We start from the raw sequence: 19,192 nt of genomic DNA, 5'->3' as shown, positions 1-19,192 counted from the left end.
GGTGACGGTCGCGCACCGGCGGGCGCCGGGCTGCAGGGTGAAATGGCGCAACAGGGCGTCTTTCTCGCCTACGAACACAGCGTCGGCATTCGCCTGCCGGTCGAGCAGGTCGAACCGCGCCTGGCAGCGGTACGTGAAGCGTGCAGCAGCCAGCGTTTCGGCCAATGCGATTTGCTGGCCATAGAGCAGAACCAGGGCGCCTACCAGGCTGCCAGTATTACCGTGCGAATCGCGCCAGCGGGTGTCGAACCGCTGGTTGGTTTTGCCGGCGAAGGCGGCGAATTGCAGAGCCGCCATACCCGCGCCGAGGACCTGGCTCAGGCAGTCAGCGATACCGAACAGCAACGCCAACGCCTGGAACGCCAGCAGAAAACCCTGCTGCTCTATCAGGCGCGCACCGACCTGAGCGTCAGCGACATGCTCGCCCTGGCCCGCGAACTGGCCGAGGTAGAGGTGCAACTGGCAGGTAATGCCCAGCAGTCAGCACAGCAGCAACGTCGCCTGACCACCAACCTGCTGACCCTGAGCTTCAGCACCGAAGGCGAACCTGTTGGGCGCCTGGCGCGTATCGGCGACGCGGCAAGTGGCATGCTCGACAACGCGACTGAGGGGGCCACCGAAGCGCTCAAGCTGCTTGGCTACGGCATCCCCTTCGTGATCATTCTGTTCCCGCTCGCCCTGCTGGTTCGCTGGCTGTGGCGTAAGGCGAGCCGCGCACGCAACAGCGCATGAGTGAGCGCTGGCGTGGCCGTGCCGCTGTACCGGGCGCGGTCCATGCCGGATAATGCCCGGCTCACGCGCCAGCCAGACCTGCAACAGCGATGATCGACTCCCGCAACTTTACCTATCCGTACCGCCATGGGGCGTTCCCGTGCCGGCGCGCCTGGGTGCGCCCGTGAGGGGCGCTCAGCGTATTGCCGCCATCGACGCGCTGCTGCCGCAGACGCAATGCGGCAAGTGCGGTCATCCGGGCTGCCTGCCCTACGCAGAGGGCATTGCTGCGGGTGAGGCGATCAACAAGTGCCCGCCCGGCGGCACAGCGACCATCCATGCCCTGGCCGACCTGTTGCAGGTGCCGGAGCTGCCCCTGGCGCTGCCGGCAACGCCGCCGCAGGTGGCGGTGATCCGCGAGGCCGAGTGCATCGGCTGCACCAAGTGCATCCAGGCCTGCCCGGTGGACGCCATCGTTGGCGCGGCCAAGCTGATGCACACGGTGATCAACGATGAATGCACGGGCTGCGAGTTGTGCATCGCCCCTTGCCCGGTGGACTGCATCGACCTGATCGCCCTGGCGCCGCCCGAGGCCGAGGAGCAACGCGCGCGCGCCGACCTATTCCGTACCCGCCACCAGAATCGTCTGGCCCGCCTGGCGCGCAACGATGCCCGTCGCCGCGCGGCCCGCCCGGTACGTCCTGCGCCTGTAGAGGCGCCTGCTGTCGCGCCCCTGCAGACCTACGGTGCGTCCTCGCTTAAACAGGCGAAGATCGATGCCGCCATGAGCCGGGCTCAGTTGCAGAAGGCCCTGAAAGCCTTTGGCGACTCGCCCAGTGACGCGCAGCGCCAGCAACTCGCACTGTTGCAACAGGCGGCCGAGCGCGATCAGCAGCGCCTCGCCGAGCTGCAGGCGGCGCCCGTACAGCACGTGCCAAGCCCCGGCGAGCAGGCGCTCAAACAGGCCAAGATCGACCTGGCCAGCCACCGCATGGCCCTCAAGGCTGCCGAACGCCGCGGCCTCGACGAACAAGCTCTGGCGCCGTTGCGCAGCGCCTATGCCAAAGCCCAAGAGGCGCTGCACCTGGCAGAAGAGCGTTGCGGCAAGCCAGCGCCCACTCGCACGCTGATCGACAAGGCCGGTCTCAGCGCGCAGCTGCGCCAGTTGAAAACCGACCTGGCCTACGCCCGCGCCGAGCTCAGCAAACTGCAGCGCAGCGAGCCGGCTGACTGCAGCAAGATACGCGATGCCCAAGAGTGCCTTGCAGCGGCAGAAAGCCGCCTGCAGGCGCATACCAGCGCCAGCTAGAGCGCCACGATGGACCCTGATGCCCAACCATGAACGCCGCCAAACGCCTTGAAATCTTCCGTCGCCTGCACGAAGACAACCCAGAGCCCAAGACTGAACTGGCCTACAGCACACCCTTCGAGCTGCTGGTGGCGGTCACGCTGTCGGCCCAGGCCACCGACGTCAGTGTCAATAAGGCCACGGCCAAGCTGTTTCCCGTGGCCAATACGCCAGAGGCCATCTACGCCCTGGGTGTCGAGGGGTTGAGCGAATACATCAAGACCATCGGCCTGTACAACAGCAAGGCGAAGAACGTCATCGAAGCCTGCCGCATCCTTATCGAAAAACACGGCAGCCAGGTGCCGGACAACCGCGAGGATCTCGAAGCCCTGCCAGGCGTGGGCCGCAAGACCGCCAACGTGGTGCTCAACACCGCCTTTCGGCAGCTGGCCATGGCCGTGGACACGCACATTTTCCGGGTCAGCAACCGCACCGGCATCGCCCCTGGCAAGAACGTGGTGGAGGTCGAGAAGAAACTGCTCAAGTTCGTGCCCAGGGATTATCTGCTCGACGCCCACCACTGGTTGATCCTGCATGGCCGCTACGTGTGCCAAGCACGCAAGCCGCGCTGTGGCAGCTGCCGTATCGAAGACCTGTGCGAATACAAGCAGAAGACTTCGGACGATTGATGCTTCATAGCTTTCTGATATGAGTTGATTGAAAAAATCTTTTTTACTCCCTTCACGTTTGCCCTTATAAGGTCGGCAAATGGCCCCTGTAGCCGGGAGTGAAGCGCATGAGCAACGGCAAAGAAGACCTGGAACTGGACGACGACTTCGTCAGCGACGAAACGGACAGCAGCGAAGCCCCGGTGGAAGTGGCGAAAACCAACCTCACCAAGCGACGCATCATCGACAATTTCCTCGAGGAGCGACGCCTGCACAAGCAGCTGGCCGAGTACGATTTCGATCTGTAAACCGGTCACCAGCGGCGAGACATGAAAAAATGCCCGTATCCATGGATACGGGCATTTTTCGTTGCGGGACTCGCACCGGACATTTACAGCCCGTCGAGAAAACGCTCCACATCCAGCGCCGCCATGCAGCCGGCACCTGCCGAGGTGATGGCTTGGCGGTAAACGCTGTCGGCCACATCGCCAGCAGCGAACACGCCCGGCATGGTGGTCGCCGTGGCATTGCCATCACGCCCACCATTGACCTGCAGATAACCGTCCTTGAGCGCCAGTTGCCCTTCGAACAACGCGGTATTGGGCGTGTGGCCGATGGCCACGAACAGGCCATCCACGGCCAGATCGCGTGTACCGCCATCCTGCTCGCGAATGCGTACGCCGGTAACGCCCGAGTCGTCGCCCAGTACCTCGTCCACCTCGGCATTCAGCGCCAGCACGATACGCCCTTCGGCCACCCGCGCCTGCAGCTTGTTCTGCAGGATCTTCTCGGCGCGAAAGGCGCCACGGCGGTGGATCAGCGTGACCCGGCTGGCGATGTTTGCCAGGTACAACGCTTCCTCTACGGCGGTATTGCCGCCACCGACCACCGCCACTTCACGGTTGCGGTAGAAGAAGCCGTCACAGGTGGCGCACGCCGAGACGCCCTTGCCCATGAAGGCAGTCTCACTCGGCAAGCCCAAATAGCGGGCACTGGCCCCGGTAGCGATGATCAGCGCATCGCAGGTGTAGGAAATACTGTCGCCTACCAGGGTGAAGGGAAGCGCGGCCAGGTCCACGGCCTGGATATGGTCGAAGACGATCTCCGTCTCGAAGCGCTCGGCATGGGCCTGCATGCGCTGCATCAGCTCCGGACCGGTCAGGCCATGGGCGTCGCCTGGCCAGTTGTCGACCTCGGTGGTGGTGGTCAGTTGCCCACCGGCCTGCAGGCCGGTGATCAGCAGCGGCTTGAGATTGGCCCGTGCGGCGTAGACCGCCGCACTATAGCCGGCCGGGCCGGAACCGAGAATGATCACGCGGGCGTGTCGGGTACTCGACATCAGAGACTCCTCACAGCGCAGTGCTGCAAAAAAGCCGCCACCGACCGCAAGCGGTCGGACATCGGCGGCTGAACAAGGGACGCGAGCAGACTAGGCTGCGCGGCCCGTGCCATGGAAATGTACTTTGCCAATCCCCGGGATAGCCGCGCGCTATCGCCCTGCCCGGCTTTCACCCACGCCACAAAATGGGTAAGGTCGCGCCACGATCACTTGTTGGAGACCCCCCGATGCGCGCTCCCGTGCTGTCCGGCCCGCAATACCTGGGCGAAGGCCTGAAGCTGGTCATGAGCCCCGGCCTGCGGCTGTTCGTGCTGTTGCCGCTGGCGATCAACCTGATCCTGTTCAGCCTGATGATCGGCTTTGCCGTGCAGCAGTTCAGCGGCTGGGTGGACACCTTCATGCCGTCGCTGCCGAGCTGGCTGAGCTTTCTGCAGTACATCCTCTGGCCACTGTTCGTGGTGCTGGTCATTCTCATGGTGTTCTTCACCTTCACCATGGTAGCCAATATCGTCGCGGCGCCCTTCAACGGCTTTCTCGCCGAGAAGGTCGAGGTGGTGGTGCGCGGCCAGGACAACTTTCCGCCGTTCAGCTGGGGCGAGCTGATCGCCATGGTGCCGCGCACCCTCGGCCGCGAGGGGCGCAAGCTGGCGTATTTCCTGCCACGTGCCCTGGGCCTCTTGATCCTGTCGTTCATTCCGGTGGTCAACCTGGTCGCGGCGCCGCTATGGCTGCTGTTCGGCGTGTGGATGATGGCCATCCAGTACATCGACTACCCCGCCGACAACAACAAGGTCAGCTGGCAGGACATGCTCGCCTGGCTGCGCGAGAAGCGCTGGCAGTCACTGGGCTTTGGCGGCATCACCTACGTTGCGCTGCTGGTGCCCTTCGTCAACATCCTGATGATGCCGGCTGCGGTGGCGGGCGCAACACTGTTCTGGGTGCGCGAAGGTGGGGTGAGTTCGGGAACGAGCGCTGTCACGCAAACGCCACGCTGATGTCACAAACGCTACATGACGGCAGCACAGACTGCTGTCATGAGCACTTCCCCGCTATTCATCGCCCTGGTCAGCGAGACCTACAGCCCCGAAATCAACGGCGTGGCCAATACCCTTGGCCACCTGGTCAAGGGCTTGCGTGCCCGCGGCCATCGCCTGCAGTTGATCCGCCCCCGCCAGCACCAGGACGCCCCCGCCGCCAATGACGACGACCTGCTGCTCACCCGCGGCTGGCCGCTGCCCGGTTACCGCGGCCTGCAGTGGGGCCAGTCGGCGCGCCACAAGCTGCTGCGCCTGTGGCGACGCCAGCGCCCGGATGTGCTGTATATCGCCACCGAAGGCCCGCTGGGGCTGTCCGCCCTGCGCGCAGCACGGCGTCTGCAGATACCGGTGATCAGCGGCTTTCACACCAACTTCCAGCAGTACACCGGGCATTACGGCATCACCCTCTTAACCCGCCTGCTGACCAATTACCTGCGCTGGTTTCACAACGCCTCACGCATGACCCTGGTGCCAAGCCTCAGCCAGCGCTGCGAGCTGCAACGTCGCGGCTTCGAGCGCCTGGAACTGCTCGCCCGCGGCGTGGATGCCGGGCTGTTCAACCCGTCACGGCGCAGCGAAGAGCTGCGCCGCAGCTGGGGCCTGGGCGAGCAGGACATCGCCGTGCTGCATGTCGGCCGGCTGGCCGCCGAGAAGAACCTGGATCTGCTGGTCAGTACCTACCAGGCGCTGCAGCACCAATCTGCCGGCAAGCGCCTGCGACTGGTGATGGTCGGTGACGGGCCGCTGCGTGAGGGCCTGCACAAGCGGCTGCCGGATGCGCTGTTCTGCGGTACCCAACGCGGCGAGGCGCTGGCGCAGCATTACGCCAGCGGCGACATCTTCCTGTTCCCGAGTCTTTCGGAAACCTTTGGCAATGTGCTGCTCGAAGCCATGGCCTCGGGGCTTGGCGTGGTCGCCTTCGATCAGGCCGCCGCCGCCCAGCATGTCGAGGATGGCCACAACGGTATGCTGGCCAGCGCCGATGATGAACGTACCTTTATCGACGCGGCCGGCTGGCTGCTGGAGAACAGCGAGAACCTGCGCCGGGTGCGCCTCAACGCGCGTCAGCATGCGGCCAGGCAAGGCTGGTCGAGCATCGTCGAACAGTTCGAACAGCACCTGTACACCGCGCGGCTGGACAGCAGCGTGCCGAAGGACAGCCGCAAGCCAACCCTGGCGATCGAGAGCAAACGCGCGAATTGAGACCGGGAAGATGAAGGGCCGCTGGCCGCGGCCCGAGAGTCAGGCCAGGGCCTTCTCGATGGCCTGGATCAGCGCCGGATCATCCGGCGCGGTGCGCGGCGAGAAACGCGCGAGCACACGGCCATCCTGGCCCACCAGAAACTTCTCGAAATTCCAGGTGATGTCGCCGGGAAACTCCGCGCCCTCACCGGCCAGCAGACGATACAGTGGATGACGACCGCTGCCGTTGACTTCCAGTTTGCTGCTCAGCGGAAAGGTCACGCCGTAGTTCAGGCTGCAGAACTGGGCGATGGCTGCCTCGTCATCCGGCTCCTGCCCGGCGAACTGGTTGCAGGGCACGCCGAGCACGCTGAACCCCTGGGCGGCGTAGGTCTGCTGCAAGCGCTCGAGGCCGGCATATTGCGGCGTGAGGCCGCATTTGGAGGCGACGTTGACCACCAGCACCACCTTGCCCTTGAGCGGCGCCAGCGGCAGCTCCTGGCCATCTAATGCGTGCAGTGTCAGGTCGTGGAAGGCGCTCATGATGGGTGCTCCGGGTAACGCGAAAGGCAGCGAAGATGAAACGAAAAAGGCGCCTGAAAAGGCGCCTTTTCATGACTGCAGCTTAGCAGTCACTCATGACCATCTGCCAGCAGCGAAGAATCGGCTGCCGACATACGGATCAGTGGTGGTGACCACCTTCGCCATGGATGTGACCATGGGCGATTTCTTCCTGGCTGGCGTCGCGCACATTGACGACCTTGACCGCGAAGTTCAGGCGCTGGCCAGCCAGCGGGTGGTTGCCGTCGACGATCACGTCATCGCCTTCCAGCTCACGGATGGTGACGATCTGCATGCCACCATCCGGGCCGGAAGCGTGGAACTGCATGCCGACTTCCAGCTCGTCGACGCCTTCGAACATCGAACGATTCAGGGTGGCAACCAGCTCGGCGCTGTACTCGCCGTATGCTTCTTCGGGCTCGACGGCAACCTTGACCTCGTCGCCAGCCTGCTTGCCGACCAGGGCCTTCTCGAGGCCGACGATGATGTTGCCGGCACCGTGCAGGTAAACCAGCGGCGCGCCGCCAGCGGAACTATCGATCACCTCACCGGCATCGTTGGTCAGGGTATAGTCGATGGAAACGGCCTTGTTGGCGGCGATCTGCATGGGGCGAACCTTTTGCTCGAGGAAAATGAACGTGTAAGTGTAACCAACGGCGGTGGCGAAAGCGACCCAAGCCCAGACGGGCGGGCCGCATCCGCGGTCGTCGTGGTCGGTTTTGAGCAAGATCATGACGGCTATTGGGTGGCTGTCCTATCTTGTGGCCATACTCAACACTTGCGCCATCAACCGCCCTGGCAAAATCGCGCCTGGGTGCTCGACGCCACGCAGCGTCAGGCGCGAATCGGCACGAACTTCACCTGTGGCTGGTGTGTCGCAACAGCAGCTTCAACGCCATCCAATGCTAAGGATTCCTGAATGCCCGCACGCAATATTCTGGTGATCAACTGCGGTAGCTCCTCCATCAAGTTCGCCCTGGTCGACCCCGATCAGCAGGCGTTCGCCATTAGCGGCCTGGCGGAGCGGCTCGGCAGCGCCGATGCGGTGCTGCATTGGCAACTGGGCGGCATCAAACACAGCCAAGCCATTCCCGGCGATGACCATCGCGCCGCACTGGCCCACCTGTTGCAGCGCGTGCAGGAGGCCACTGGCGGCCAACTGCACGGCATTGGCCACCGGGTGGTACACGGCGGTGAACACTTCACCAGCGCCCAACGTCTTGACGACGCGGTGATCGCCGCGATCCGCGCCGTCGCGCCCCTGGCGCCGCTGCACAATCCGGCGGGCCTGCTGGGCATCGAGGCGGCCCTGGCGCTGTACCCCGAGCTGCCCCAGGTGGCGGTGTTCGATACGGCCTTCCACCAGAGCCTGCCCGAGCACGCCTTCCGCTACGCGGTGCCGGAGCAGCTGTATCGTGATCACGGCGTACGCCGCTATGGCTTCCACGGCACCAGCCACCGCTTCGTCAGTGCCCGCGCGGCCGAACTCACCGGTCTGCCGGCGAGCGACAGCGCCTGGCTGGTCGCCCACCTGGGCAATGGCTGCTCGACCTGTGCGGTGGTCAATGGTCAAAGCCGCGACACCAGCATGGGCCTGACGCCACTCGAAGGCCTGGTGATGGGCACGCGCAGCGGCGACGTCGACCCCAATCTGCACAGCCACCTCTCGCGCACCCTGGGCTGGAGCCTGGAGCAGATCGATCGCATGCTCAATCACGACAGCGGCCTGCTGGGCCTGTCGGGGCTTTCCAACGATATGCGCAGCCTCGAGCAGGCGCGTGAGGAAGGTCATGCCGGTGCCACCCTGGCCATCGAAGTATTCTGCTATCGCCTGGCAAAATCCCTGGCGGCCATGAGCTGCGCCCTGCCGCGCCTGGACGGCATGATCTTCACCGGCGGCATCGGCGAGAACTCACCGCTGATCCGCAGCAAGACGGTGGCGCACCTGAGCCTGCTCGGCCTCAAGCTCGACGAAGCGGCCAACGCCCGCTGCCTGCGCGGCGTCAGCGGGCCGATCCACGCGGAGGACCATACGCGGGTGCTGGTGGTGCCCACCAACGAGGAGCTCCAGATCGCCCTCGACACCCTGGCGCTGCTCGACTGAACCGGAGAACCCCATGCACACCTTTTTCATTTCGCCGACCGGCTTCGGCGTCGGCCTCACCTCCATCAGCCTGGGCCTGGTCGGGGCGCTCGAACGCGCCGGCCTCAAGGTAGGGTTCTTCAAACCCATCGCCCAGCCGCACCAAGGTGACGCCGGCCCCGAGCGCTCCAGCGAACTGGTAGCGCGCACCCACGGCCTGCACTCGCCCAAACCGCTGGCACTCGCCCATGTCGAACGACGCCTCGGCGACGGCGACCTGGACGAACTGCTGGAAGAAATCATCAGCCTCTACCATGAGGCCGCCAAAGACAAAGACGTGGTGATCGTCGAAGGCATGGTGCCGACGCGCCAGGCCAGCTATGCGGCGCGGGTCAACTTCCACCTGGCCAAGAGCCTGGACGCCGACGTGATCCTAGTCTCGGCCCAGGAGCAGGAAAGCCTTGGCGAGCTGTGCGACCGCGTGGAAATCCAGGCCCAGCAATTCGGCGGCCCGAAAGATCCCAAGGTGCTCGGCGTGATCCTCAACAAGATCCGCAGCGACGACGGCCTGGAGGCCTTCACCGCGCGCCTGCGCGAACAGTCCTCGCTGCTGCGCCACCCGGAATTCCGCCTGCTGGGCTGCATCCCCTGGCTCGACGAGCTGAATGCACCGCGCACTCGCGACATCGCCGAACTGCTCGGCGCGCGCATCCTCAATGCCGGCGACTACGAGCAGCGGCGCATGCTGAAAATCGTGCTGTGCGCCCGCGCCGTGGCCAACACCGTGCAGTTGCTCAAGCCCGGCACCCTGGTGGTCACGCCGGGTGACCGCGACGACATCATTCTGGCCGCCAGCCTGGCCGCCATGAACGGCATGCCGCTGGCCGGCCTGCTGCTGTGCAGCGACTTCGCCCCCGACCCGCGCATCATGGAGCTGTGCCGCGGCGCCCTGCAGAGCGGCCTGCCGGTGATGACGGTGAGCACCGGCTCCTATGACACGGCCACCAACCTCAATCGCCTGAACAAGGAAATCCCGGTCGACGACAAGGAGCGCGCCGAGAAGGTCGCCGACTTCGTCGCCAGCCACCTGGATCACGACTGGCTGGCCGCCCGCTGCGGCAACCCACGGGAGCTGCGCCTATCGCCGCCGGCGTTCCGTTACCAGCTGGTTCAGCAGGCCAAGGCCGCCAACAAACGCATCGTTCTGCCCGAAGGCGCCGAGCCACGTACCGTGCAAGCTGCGGCGATCTGCCAGGCCCGCGGCATCGCCCGCTGCGTGCTGCTGGCCAAGCCCGAGGAGGTGCACAGCGTCGCGCAGGCTCAGGGTATCGAGCTGCCGCCGGGGCTGGAGATTCTCGACCCGGACCTGATTCGCGAGCGCTACGTCGAGCCGATGGTCGAGCTGCGCAAGGGCAAGGGTCTCAACGCGCCAATGGCCGCCGCACAACTCGAAGACACGGTGGTGCTTGGCACCATGATGCTGGCTATGGACGAGGTCGATGGTCTAGTCTCCGGCGCCGTGCACACCACCGCCAACACCATCCGCCCGGCGCTGCAGCTGATCAAGACCGCGCCGGGCTACAACCTGGTGTCGTCGGTGTTCTTCATGCTGCTGCCTGATCAGGTGCTGGTGTATGGCGACTGCGCCGTCAACCCGGACCCCAACGCCGAGCAACTGGCGGAAATCGCCCTGCAGAGCGCCAGCTCCGCCCAGGCATTCGGCATTCCGCCGCGGGTAGCCATGCTCAGCTATTCCACCGGTGATTCGGGCAGCGGCGAGGAAGTGGAAAAGGTTCGCGAGGCCACACGACTGGCGCGCGAAGCCAACCCGGAGCTCCTGGTCGACGGCCCGCTGCAGTATGACGCCGCGGCCATCGAAAGCGTCGGCCGGCAAAAGGCGCCCAACAGCCCGGTGGCTGGTCGCGCCACCGTGTTCATCTTCCCCGACCTGAACACCGGCAACACCACCTACAAGGCGGTGCAGCGCAGCGCCGACTGCATCAGCGTCGGCCCCATGCTGCAGGGCCTGCGCAAGCCGGTGAACGACCTGTCGCGCGGCGCGCTGGTGGACGATATTGTCTTCACCATCGCCCTGACCGCCATTCAGGCCGCCAACATGCGCCACTGAATACGGCCCGATCCGAACGCGGGTGAAACACCCCGCATTCGGATCGGCTTGCAGTTCCCCCGCCAATCGTTACCCTGTGCGCCATTCACGCCCGCTCTGCTTGCGGGCGCCAACCTGCCTGAGGTTCGCACGCCCATGCTGCACTTTCTGCCTGCCCCCTTGCTTGGTCTCTTGGGCAGCCTCTCCCTGGCGCTGAACACGCTGTTCTGGTGCTGGCCCCTGTTCGCCGTAACCCTGCTGCGTATCCTGCTGCCCCTGCCGCTGGTGCAACGCGCCTGTGACCGGCTGATGATCTTCATTCAGGAAGGCTGGATCGGCTGCAACAAGGCGTGGATGAACTTGCTGGGCAAGACCCGCTGGCATATCGAGGGCAACCAGAATTTCGATTACGAGCATTCGTACCTGGTGACCAGCAACCACCAGAGCTGGGTGGACATCCTGGTGCTGCAGTACCTGCTCAACCGACGTATCCGTCCGCTGAAGTTCTTTCTCAAGCAGGAGCTGATCTGGGTGCCGGTGATCGGCCTGTGCTGGTGGGCGCTGGGCTTTCCCTTCATGAAGCGTTATTCGAAGGAATACCTGGCCAAACACCCGGAGAAGAAAGGCAAGGATCTGCAGACCACGCGCCGCACCTGCGCCAAGTTTCGCCACAACCCGGTGGGCATCTTCAACTTCGTCGAGGGCACCCGCTTCACCCCGGCCAAACACCAGGAACAGCAATCACCCTACCGCTATCTGCTCAAGCCCAAGGCCGGCGGCCTGGCCTTCGTGCTCGATGCCATGGGTGAGCAGCTGCACGGCATGATCAACGTCACCCTGCATTATCCCCAGGGCAGCCCCGGCTTCTGGACCCTGCTCAGCGGTCAGCTGGACCAGGTGGTTGTGGTCGTCGAGCAGCTGGAAATCCCCGCCCGCTTCATTGGCCGCACCTACGATCAGGACGAGGCTTATCGCAAGGATTTCCAGCAGTGGGTCAATGCGCTATGGGAAACCAAAGACGCCCTGCTGGATGACCTGCACCAGCAGCATTCCTAAAGTCAGTCCGCCCTTTCGTGAAAGCGTACCGGCCCCGTTTAGCAGGCCTTCAGCTGCGCCGCCGCACGGGCGATACCGATACTGAAGCTAAGCGCGACAGCTCTCGTTCCAAGGTCAGTTCGACTGACTTGCACCGAGCGGGGCAATCTGTCGAGCCTCACAGCCTAGCCAGCACGCACCAGGCAGGCGACAGAAATGAGGCAGGCATTAGAACTCCCCGCCCATAGCAGGGGGTTCTAATGGGCAGTTGATCTACAGCGGCCGCAGGTTGATTTCCACGCGGCGGTTCTGTGCGCGTCCAGCTTCATTGGCGTTGCTGGCAATAGGCTGGTTCGGCCCGGCGCCGTAGGCCGAGATGCGCGAGGACGCCACGCCGTTGGCCGCCAGGTAGGACGCCACGCTCTGGGCACGGCGGGTGGAGAGATTCTGGTTCAGTTCCGCCGAGCCGGTGCTGTCGGTATGGCCGACGATGCTCACACCGTTCTTGTTGAATTCCTTGAATGTCAGCACCAGGGAATTCAACGTCGGGTAGAAGCTGCTGGAAATGTCCGCCGAATTGCTAGCGAAGGTGATATTGCCAGGCATGATCAGAGTCAGGTCATTGCCGTTACGCTGCACCTGCACGCCGGTACCCTGCAGCTGTTGGCGCAGCTTGGCTTCCTGGGTATCGACGTAGTAGCCGTAACCACCGCCTGCGGCGCCACCCACGGCGGCACCGATCAGGACGCCTTTCTTACGGTCCTTCTTGCTCGAAGTGGCGGCGCCGACGGCCGCACCGGCCAGCGCGCCCACACCACCGTAGATACCGGCTTTGCCCGCCTGGCTTTCACCGGTATAGGGGTTGACCGTACAGCCGGACAGAACAACGAGAACGGCCGTTGCGGCAATCAGGGAGCGGCACTTGAACATGGGTAATCCTTAGAGTCGTGTTACGGAATGGAGGCAGTTTTATTCGCGGCTTCGAGCCAACGAACGCCGCCAAGTTCCCGACCAAGGCTAACAATCACCACGTAGAAAATCTGTAACCGCTTGTTTTTCAAGCCCGCACAAATGGATTTTCGCGCATCTCGTCACCCAACCGCGTGTCCGCGCCATGGCCGGTCACCACGGTGGCGTCCTCATCCAGGCGATACAGACGTTGCTTGATGGAGCGCTCGATGGTCGAGTAGTCACCACCCCACAGATCGGTACGGCCTATGCCACGGCGAAATAGCGTGTCGCCGGCAATCAACAGTTTGGCTTCGGGGAACCAGAAGCTCATGGAGCCCGGCGTGTGTCCCGGCGTATGCAGGGCCACACCGCAGCCGCAGGCCAGTGCCTCGTCATCGGCCAGCCATTGATCGGGCGCGGGTACGGGCGTGTAGGGAACACCGAACATCTGGCACTGCATCTCCAGGTTGTCCCAAAGGAACTGGTCATCCTTGTGCAGGTGCAGAGTGGCGCCGGTCTTTTCTTTCATCTGCCCCGAGGCCAGGAAATGATCAAGATGTGCGTGGGTATGGATGATGCTCACCACCTTGAGGCCGTGGGCCTCCAGCCGCGCCATGATCAGATCGGGATTGCCACCCGGGTCAACCACGATGGCTTTGCCGCTGATGGAATCGCCAATGATGGTGCAGTTGCACTGCAAAGGGCCGACGGGAAAGGTTTCGCGGATCAGGGCAGGTGAAGTGAGTTGCATAAGGATTTCCTGTAACGCGGATGGCAGGCGATAGCCGATTGTAACCGTCGCGCGTTGGAACGGCAGGTCGCCTATCGCCGTCAGCTACCTAGCACCCTGGCCTCGAAAGCCAGTCGAACAGGCAACAAAAAGCCGGCCCGAGGGCCGACTTTCTGGTTTCAAGCAGCGATCAACGCACGCCGGACTGACGCAATGCTGCCGGAGTGTAGTCGCTCTCCTTGGCAGGATAATCGAACTCGTAGGCCTGCTTCTCCTCGTTCTTCAGGCCCAGGGCCAGATAGCGACCGGAGAGCAGATCGTGGATCACCTCGACGGCATACCACGGCACCTGCTTGTCGTAGTAGTACTGTGCGTGGGCTTCCGCCACGCGCCACAGAGTACCGCGACCGTCGTAGTGGTCGATGGCAGCGGCCTGCCAGGTATCCTCGTCGATGTAGAAGTCACGCTTGGCATAGATGTGGCGCTCGCCCTGCTTGAGGGTGGCGGTCACGTGCCAGACGCGGTGCAGCTCGTAGCGGGTCAGATCCGGGTTCAGATGGCCTGGCTTGACGATGTCGGTGTACTTCAGCTTCGGCGAATCGAGACGATAGCTGTTGTAGGGAATGTAGATTTCCTTCTTGCCCAGCAACTGCCAGTCGTAACGATCAGGCGAGCCGTTGTACATATCCAGGTTATCGGAGGTACGCAGGCCATCGGCCGCAGTGCCCGGACCGTCGTAGGACACCTGAGGCGCACGGCGTACACGACGCTGACCGGCGTTGTAGAGCCACGCCATGCGCGGCTCCTTCACCTGGTCGATGGTCTCGTGCACCAGCAGTACGTTACCCGCCAGACGCGACGGTGCGGTTACCCGCTGTTTGAAATAGAACAGGATGTTGCTCGGCTGACTGGTATCGACGCCTTTCATCATGCTGCGGAAGGCGAACTCTTCTTCCAGGCTGACCGGGCTGAACGAGCCATTGGCCTGCGGCGTCACCTGCACCACATGACGACGTACGCTGGCACCACGGTAGCGAGTGATGTGGTTCCAGATAGCTTCCAGGCCGTCCTTCGGAATCGGGAACGGATTGGCAAACTTGAAGTTCTCCAGCCCTTCGCCACCCTGAATCAGCTTGGTGTTGGTGGCATTTTCCTTGGTCGCCGCGATGATGCTGTCCGGCACGTTCGCCGTGCGGTGCGTGGTGTAGACCGGCATCCGGTAGGTTTCCGGGTAGCGCTTGAACATCGCGTACTGGCCAGGCGTCAGCTTGTCCTTGTATTGCTCGACGTTCTGCGCGGTGATGGTGAACAGCGGCTTTTCGTTTGGGAACGGATCGGCCAGAAAGCCAGCCGAATCAACCGCACCGGCATTGACCGGCAGCCCGCCGGTCCAGGCCGGGATGCTGCCATCAGCATTGCCTGCCTTTTCCGCACCAACCGGCGTCAGGGTATTACCCAGCTTGGCCGCCTCATCCGCAGACACTGCAGCCATCACACCAGTGGCCAGCAGCGAAAGAGTCAGAGCGCCAGTTTGCAACAGCCTTTTTGTTGTTTTCATGAATACGTTTTCCTATGAATACGGGCGCTTAGAAGTTCATACCGAAGCTGAGGGCCAGGAAGTCACGATCGACAAGGGTGTTGTATTTGCCGCCGAAGAAGTCGGTGTAGGCGAGGCTGGCGGTGTAGGTGTTCTGATACTCAGCATCCAGACCCAGACTCACAGCTTTTGCACCTTCAGTGAACAAGCCATTGGGGCCATAACCATTCACATCATGAGACCAGGCGACGTTGGGTTTAAGGTTCACGCCTGCAAATACATCTGGGTACTCCCAAATTGCACGTGCGCGATACCCCCACGAGGTACTGGTTACGAAGCCGTCGTTCTCACAATACCGGGAAACGTTTTTCCTTGACGCCCCACCGAGCGTAGACCCGTTTAGCGTTTCACATGTATTGACGACTGTCCCGGGTGCAACTTGTGTGGGCGGTAACGGCCCTGGGCCGAAAACGGGATCACGGCCGTAACGAGCCTCGGATGTACTTTCCAACCCGCCTACATGCACAACACCTATTTCTCCAACAACTGTAAAGCGGCTAGCCCCCATTACCTGATCAAAGAAATGCGTAAAAGTTGTCTGAAACTGAGTAATTTCCTTGCGCCGATAACCATGTAAATCCTGCCCAGCAGCACCATCCAACACAGATGCATTACCGAATAGCCCGCCCAGAGACCCAACACCGGCAAAGAGAATATCTGTAGTATTCAGCTGAACAGGAGCATTGGGACGATAGCTGACTTCACCACTCCACGCCGTACCAGTGGGCAATGTGGTAGAGAAGCTTAGACCGTAGAGCTGTATATTTTCGGGGTATTCAATAAAATAACGAGAGGACCCAGCCACCGCTAAAGGCCTTAAGTTTGCCGGGTTATTAGCACCTAAAGCAGGAACGTTTGGTAACCCCGCATTAATCGCATTTAGTTGCGCTTGGGTAGCGCTAGTACCGCTAAACACTGGGTTGCGGCTATGATAATTCATAAAATAAGCACCGAACTCAGTATCAAGGGGCGCAACGTAATACCTGAAAGCCGTTCCCCATTGCCCACTATCAGACGGATCCCTGTCACCCCCTCGCCGAACCAAAACCCCCTCTTCATTGGCATTTACACCGAAATTCCCTAACGCCCCCAGGGCAGCGGTACTTAAGGAAGAAGCAGGACGAAGAACCCTCAAATTGTCATCGCATCCATCGGCTACGATATCTGCCTGAGAAAAAAACGTGCCGCAGTTCTCGACAACTGTTTGATCCCACTCGAGTTGATAAAAAAACTCAGCAGATAAGTTTTCTGTCAACCCCTGAGAAACATAGAACATGTTAACCGGGATCAGAGCTTCTTTAATCTCGGACCCTGGGCGACGAAAAGCGGCGACATCAACAGGGTTTATAGAATTGATACTATTCTGTAGGAAAGTACTCTCCCCCCAACTGACAACTTGCTTGCCAAGACGGACAGAACCTGGCTGATCCGCAATTGAATAGTTATGGTAGACAAAAGCGTCAAGCAGCTGCGCACCGGACGATTTCGCGCCCTCTTTCCGATTAGAATCGCTGATATCCTTAAACTCGCGCCCTTCATCTTTCAGCTCGAAGTCATACCAGTATTTACCTCGAACAAAAACACCGGTATCTCCGTACTTTAACTCCAGATCATGGATGCCTTTAAAAATCTTCGAGAACGTTTCACCACGCTTGAAATTGAGATGCCCATCATCAGACGTCTGCGACAGTCCACGCCCCCCATTATTTGAGCCAATCAAATCTTTGTTCGGCGAAGCCATCGACCAACTAGCCCCCACCGACAACGACGAGTCAAACTGACCTTCGATTTCCCCGATATTGAAGTTCACCGCGAATGCCGGGCTGGCAAGAGTTGATGCGAGGCTGACGGCCAGCGGCAGTTTTGCCAGACGCCAGAACGGCCTTGTTGTGTTGGTCATCGACGCTACTCCATTTGTTTTTGTTATGGCTGATTGACTAAATCCAGCGAGCCTTCCCACGAGTGGCTTGCAGTGCCCGAGACACTCTGGCTCGCCGGTTTAGAGGGATCAGTCCCATCCGTGACAAGCCAAGGATGGTCCGAATCCAGCAATTAGCAAGCCAAACGTTTGTTTGACTGACCAGTCACTTTTTTGGCGTTGAAATTCGTGCCTTACAGGGACGATAAAAACTCGCTTCCGGCCTCCTGCCACTGCGCCAGATCAACGCGGATACGCTTTTTGTCCAGCTTGCCCACACTCGTCTTGGGAATTTCGGTAACAAGGGCTATCTGTGAGGGAATCGCCCACTTGTTGATTACGCCCCGCTCGACGAATGGCTTGAGATGCTCCTTGAGTAGGCCTGCGTTCAGCGACTGGCCTTCCTTCGCGACAATCAGGGCGAACGGGCGCTCGCCCCACTGCGAGTCGACCACGCCCACGACAGCCACTTCCTTGACCGCAGGCTGACGGCTGATCAGGTCTTCCAGCTCCAGCGAGGAAATCCATTCGCCGCCAGTCTTGATCACATCCTTGAGGCGGTCGCGAATGTCGATAACGCCCATTTCGTCCAGGGTTGCTACGTCGCCGGTGTGCAACCAGCCGTGGGCCCACAACTCCTGTCCCTTCTCCGGCTCGCGGAAGTAACCCTGAGTCAGCCAGGGTGCGCGCAGCACCAGCTCGCCCTGGGTCTCACCATCAGCAGGAAGGCGATTGCCCTCGCTGTCCATGATCGCCGCCTCGACCAGCGGCACGGGAACTCCAGCCTTGATGCGATAGGTCGTACATTGCTCATCGCCCGCAGCGAGCAACTCGTCACTCAGGTAGCCACAGGAAATCAGCGGGCAGGTCTCGGACATTCCATAAGCGGCCGTCAGCTGAATACCCCTGGCCTTGGCCGCGTCATACAGCGCGCGGTTGAGCGCGCTGCCACCGATGATCACTTTCATACCCTTGAAGTCATGGCCTTGAGCGCCTGGTGCGGCCAGCACCATCTGCAGGATGGTCGGTACGCAATGGGAAAAGGTCACATGCTCTTGCTTGATCAGTTTGCAGAGCATCTCCGGCTCGTAGCGCCCTGGATAGACCTGTTTTACACCCAGCATCGTCGCCACATAGGGCGCCCCCCAGGCATGCACGTGGAACATGGGCGTGATGGGCATGTACACATCGTCGGTGCCCATCAGGCGGATGCTGTCCAGGCTGCCCAGGGTGGTGGCCATCGACAGGGTGTGCAGTACTAGCTGGCGGTGGGTGAAGTAAACGCCCTTCGGGTTGCCGGTGGTGCCGGTGGTGTAGAACGTGGTGGCGACGGAGTTCTCGTCGAAATCGGCGAATGCGTAGCTAGGCTCGGCTGCCGCCAACAGGCTCTCGTATTCACCGACCGAACCGGGAAGCTCGACGGAGGCAGCATTGTCAGTCAGCAGCATGGTGCCGGTCACCGTGGTGAGCTGCCCGACGATGCCCTGGTACAACGCTGCGAAATCGCTGTTGACCAGCACGAAGCGATCTTCGGCGTGGTTCATGGTGTAAAGAATCTGCTCGGGCGACAGACGAATGTTGATGGTGTGCAGTACCGCCCCCAGCATCGGCACCGCGAACATGCACTCCAGGTAACGGTGACTATCCCAGTCCATCACCGCCACGGTATCGCCGGCCTTAACACCGGCCTCGGTGAGCACATTGGCGAGGCGCGCCACCCGTTCGTTGAAAGCTGCGTAGTTGTAACGCAAGGTGTCGCGATAGACGATTTCCCGATTTTTTTCGTAGCGGCTGCCTGAAAGCAGCAAGCTCTTGATCAACAGCGGGTATGGGTGGGCATTTGCGGCGGGGGGAATGATGCGAGTCTGCAACATGGGCTCACCTGTTCTGGACTATTGTAGAAAGCGTCGAAATTGAAGCGAAACCTGATCGTTAATGGGCACCTTGCCTAACAGTAGCCTGCACCAGCGTCTGCTCAATCAGCC

The 19,192-nt window shown here is 61.8% G+C and carries 17 protein-coding genes and 1 pseudogene; 10 read left to right on the top strand and 8 right to left on the bottom strand.

Annotated features, from left to right (window positions below):
* Nucleotides 1-42 precede the first annotated feature (42 nt).
* From PVA39_RS06220 to PVA39_RS06205, 4 genes and pseudogenes are all read left to right on the top strand, one after another.
* Nucleotides 43-732: a DUF4349 domain-containing protein gene (locus PVA39_RS06220; protein WP_274123273.1), complete on the top strand. Its 690-nt coding sequence runs from the start codon at nt 43-45 to the stop codon at nt 730-732.
* A gap of 52 nt (nt 733-784) precedes the next feature.
* Nucleotides 785-1,282, top strand: a pseudogene (locus PVA39_RS23380) (RnfABCDGE type electron transport complex subunit B); the annotation flags it as partial.
* A 767-nt stretch (nt 1,283-2,049) separates the two neighbouring features.
* Nucleotides 2,050-2,688 carry an endonuclease III gene (gene nth, locus PVA39_RS06210; RefSeq protein WP_274123270.1) on the top strand — a complete coding sequence of 213 codons (639 nt, stop codon included), beginning with the start codon at nt 2,050-2,052 and terminating at the stop codon, nt 2,686-2,688.
* Nucleotides 2,689-2,795: 107 nt separating this feature from the next.
* Nucleotides 2,796-2,975, top strand: coding sequence for a PA3496 family putative envelope integrity protein (locus PVA39_RS06205; RefSeq protein ID WP_013792455.1), 180 nt, complete (start codon nt 2,796-2,798; stop codon nt 2,973-2,975).
* An 83-nt stretch (nt 2,976-3,058) separates the two neighbouring features.
* Here PVA39_RS06205 and trxB read toward each other — a convergent pair whose 3' ends face one another.
* Nucleotides 3,059-4,006, bottom strand: coding sequence for a thioredoxin-disulfide reductase (gene trxB / locus PVA39_RS06200; RefSeq protein WP_443200937.1), 948 nt, complete (start codon nt 4,004-4,006; stop codon nt 3,059-3,061).
* Between the two features lie 227 nt (nt 4,007-4,233).
* On the opposite strand from trxB, the gene cysZ reads away from it, so the two are divergent.
* Together cysZ and PVA39_RS06190 are read left to right on the top strand one after the other, a co-directional pair.
* Entirely contained in the window at nt 4,234-5,001 is a 768-nt protein-coding gene (gene cysZ / locus PVA39_RS06195; RefSeq protein WP_274123269.1) for a sulfate transporter CysZ, read from the top strand.
* Between the two features lie 39 nt (nt 5,002-5,040).
* A complete protein-coding gene (locus tag PVA39_RS06190) occupies nt 5,041-6,246 on the top strand; it encodes a glycosyltransferase family 4 protein (protein WP_274123268.1) in 1,206 nt (401 codons plus the stop codon).
* 39 nt (nt 6,247-6,285) lie between these two features.
* Here PVA39_RS06190 and PVA39_RS06185 read toward each other — a convergent pair whose 3' ends face one another.
* The gene (locus PVA39_RS06185) at nt 6,286-6,768 is read right to left on the bottom strand and encodes a glutathione peroxidase (protein ID WP_013792459.1); all 483 of its coding nucleotides are present in this window, start codon (nt 6,766-6,768) and stop codon (nt 6,286-6,288) included.
* Nucleotides 6,769-6,907: 139 nt separating this feature from the next.
* Complete coding sequence (locus tag PVA39_RS06180) at nt 6,908-7,393, bottom strand: FKBP-type peptidyl-prolyl cis-trans isomerase (RefSeq protein ID WP_070887949.1); 486 nt, start codon at nt 7,391-7,393, stop codon at nt 6,908-6,910.
* Between PVA39_RS06180 and PVA39_RS06175 the strand changes: the two genes are divergently transcribed.
* The 4 genes from PVA39_RS06175 (at nt 7,286) to PVA39_RS06160 (ending at nt 12,032) form a co-directional block, all read left to right on the top strand.
* Nucleotides 7,286-7,705, top strand: a complete 420-nt coding sequence (locus PVA39_RS06175; RefSeq protein ID WP_274123263.1) for a DUF3565 domain-containing protein — start codon at nt 7,286-7,288, stop codon at nt 7,703-7,705. The two genes, PVA39_RS06180 and PVA39_RS06175, sit on opposite strands and share 108 nt — an antisense overlap.
* On the top strand, nt 7,706-8,890 hold the full coding sequence (locus PVA39_RS06170; RefSeq protein WP_274123261.1) for an acetate kinase: 1,185 nt from the start codon (nt 7,706-7,708) through the stop codon (nt 8,888-8,890). It abuts the gene before it with no gap.
* Between the two features lie 13 nt (nt 8,891-8,903).
* The gene (gene pta / locus PVA39_RS06165) at nt 8,904-10,997 is read left to right on the top strand and encodes a phosphate acetyltransferase (protein ID WP_274123259.1); all 2,094 of its coding nucleotides are present in this window, start codon (nt 8,904-8,906) and stop codon (nt 10,995-10,997) included.
* A 135-nt stretch (nt 10,998-11,132) separates the two neighbouring features.
* Entirely contained in the window at nt 11,133-12,032 is a 900-nt protein-coding gene (locus tag PVA39_RS06160; RefSeq protein WP_274123258.1) for an acyltransferase, read from the top strand.
* A 252-nt stretch (nt 12,033-12,284) separates the two neighbouring features.
* On the opposite strand, the gene PVA39_RS06155 is transcribed toward PVA39_RS06160, so the two are convergent.
* The 5 genes from PVA39_RS06155 to PVA39_RS06135 form a co-directional block, all read right to left on the bottom strand.
* The gene (locus PVA39_RS06155) at nt 12,285-12,941 is read right to left on the bottom strand and encodes an OmpA family protein (RefSeq protein WP_274123257.1); all 657 of its coding nucleotides are present in this window, start codon (nt 12,939-12,941) and stop codon (nt 12,285-12,287) included.
* Between the two features lie 127 nt (nt 12,942-13,068).
* Nucleotides 13,069-13,713, bottom strand: a complete 645-nt coding sequence (locus PVA39_RS06150) for an MBL fold metallo-hydrolase (RefSeq protein WP_274123255.1) — start codon at nt 13,711-13,713, stop codon at nt 13,069-13,071.
* A 169-nt stretch (nt 13,714-13,882) separates the two neighbouring features.
* Entirely contained in the window at nt 13,883-15,250 is a 1,368-nt protein-coding gene (locus PVA39_RS06145; protein WP_274123253.1) for a DUF1329 domain-containing protein, read from the bottom strand.
* Nucleotides 15,251-15,278: 28 nt separating this feature from the next.
* Entirely contained in the window at nt 15,279-17,189 is a 1,911-nt protein-coding gene (locus tag PVA39_RS06140; RefSeq protein WP_274123252.1) for a DUF1302 domain-containing protein, read from the bottom strand.
* 212 nt (nt 17,190-17,401) lie between these two features.
* Nucleotides 17,402-19,081: a fatty acid--CoA ligase gene (locus PVA39_RS06135; protein ID WP_274123251.1), complete on the bottom strand. Its 1,680-nt coding sequence runs from the start codon at nt 19,079-19,081 to the stop codon at nt 17,402-17,404.
* Nucleotides 19,082-19,192 lie beyond the last annotated feature (111 nt).

It is taken from the genome of Pseudomonas sp. CNPSo 3701 (assembly GCF_028674975.1).
GTDB lineage: Bacteria > Pseudomonadota > Gammaproteobacteria > Pseudomonadales > Pseudomonadaceae > Aquipseudomonas > Aquipseudomonas straminea.
The sequence above is the reverse complement of the archived record's forward strand: the minus strand, read 5'-3'. Positions and strand labels throughout refer to the sequence as shown.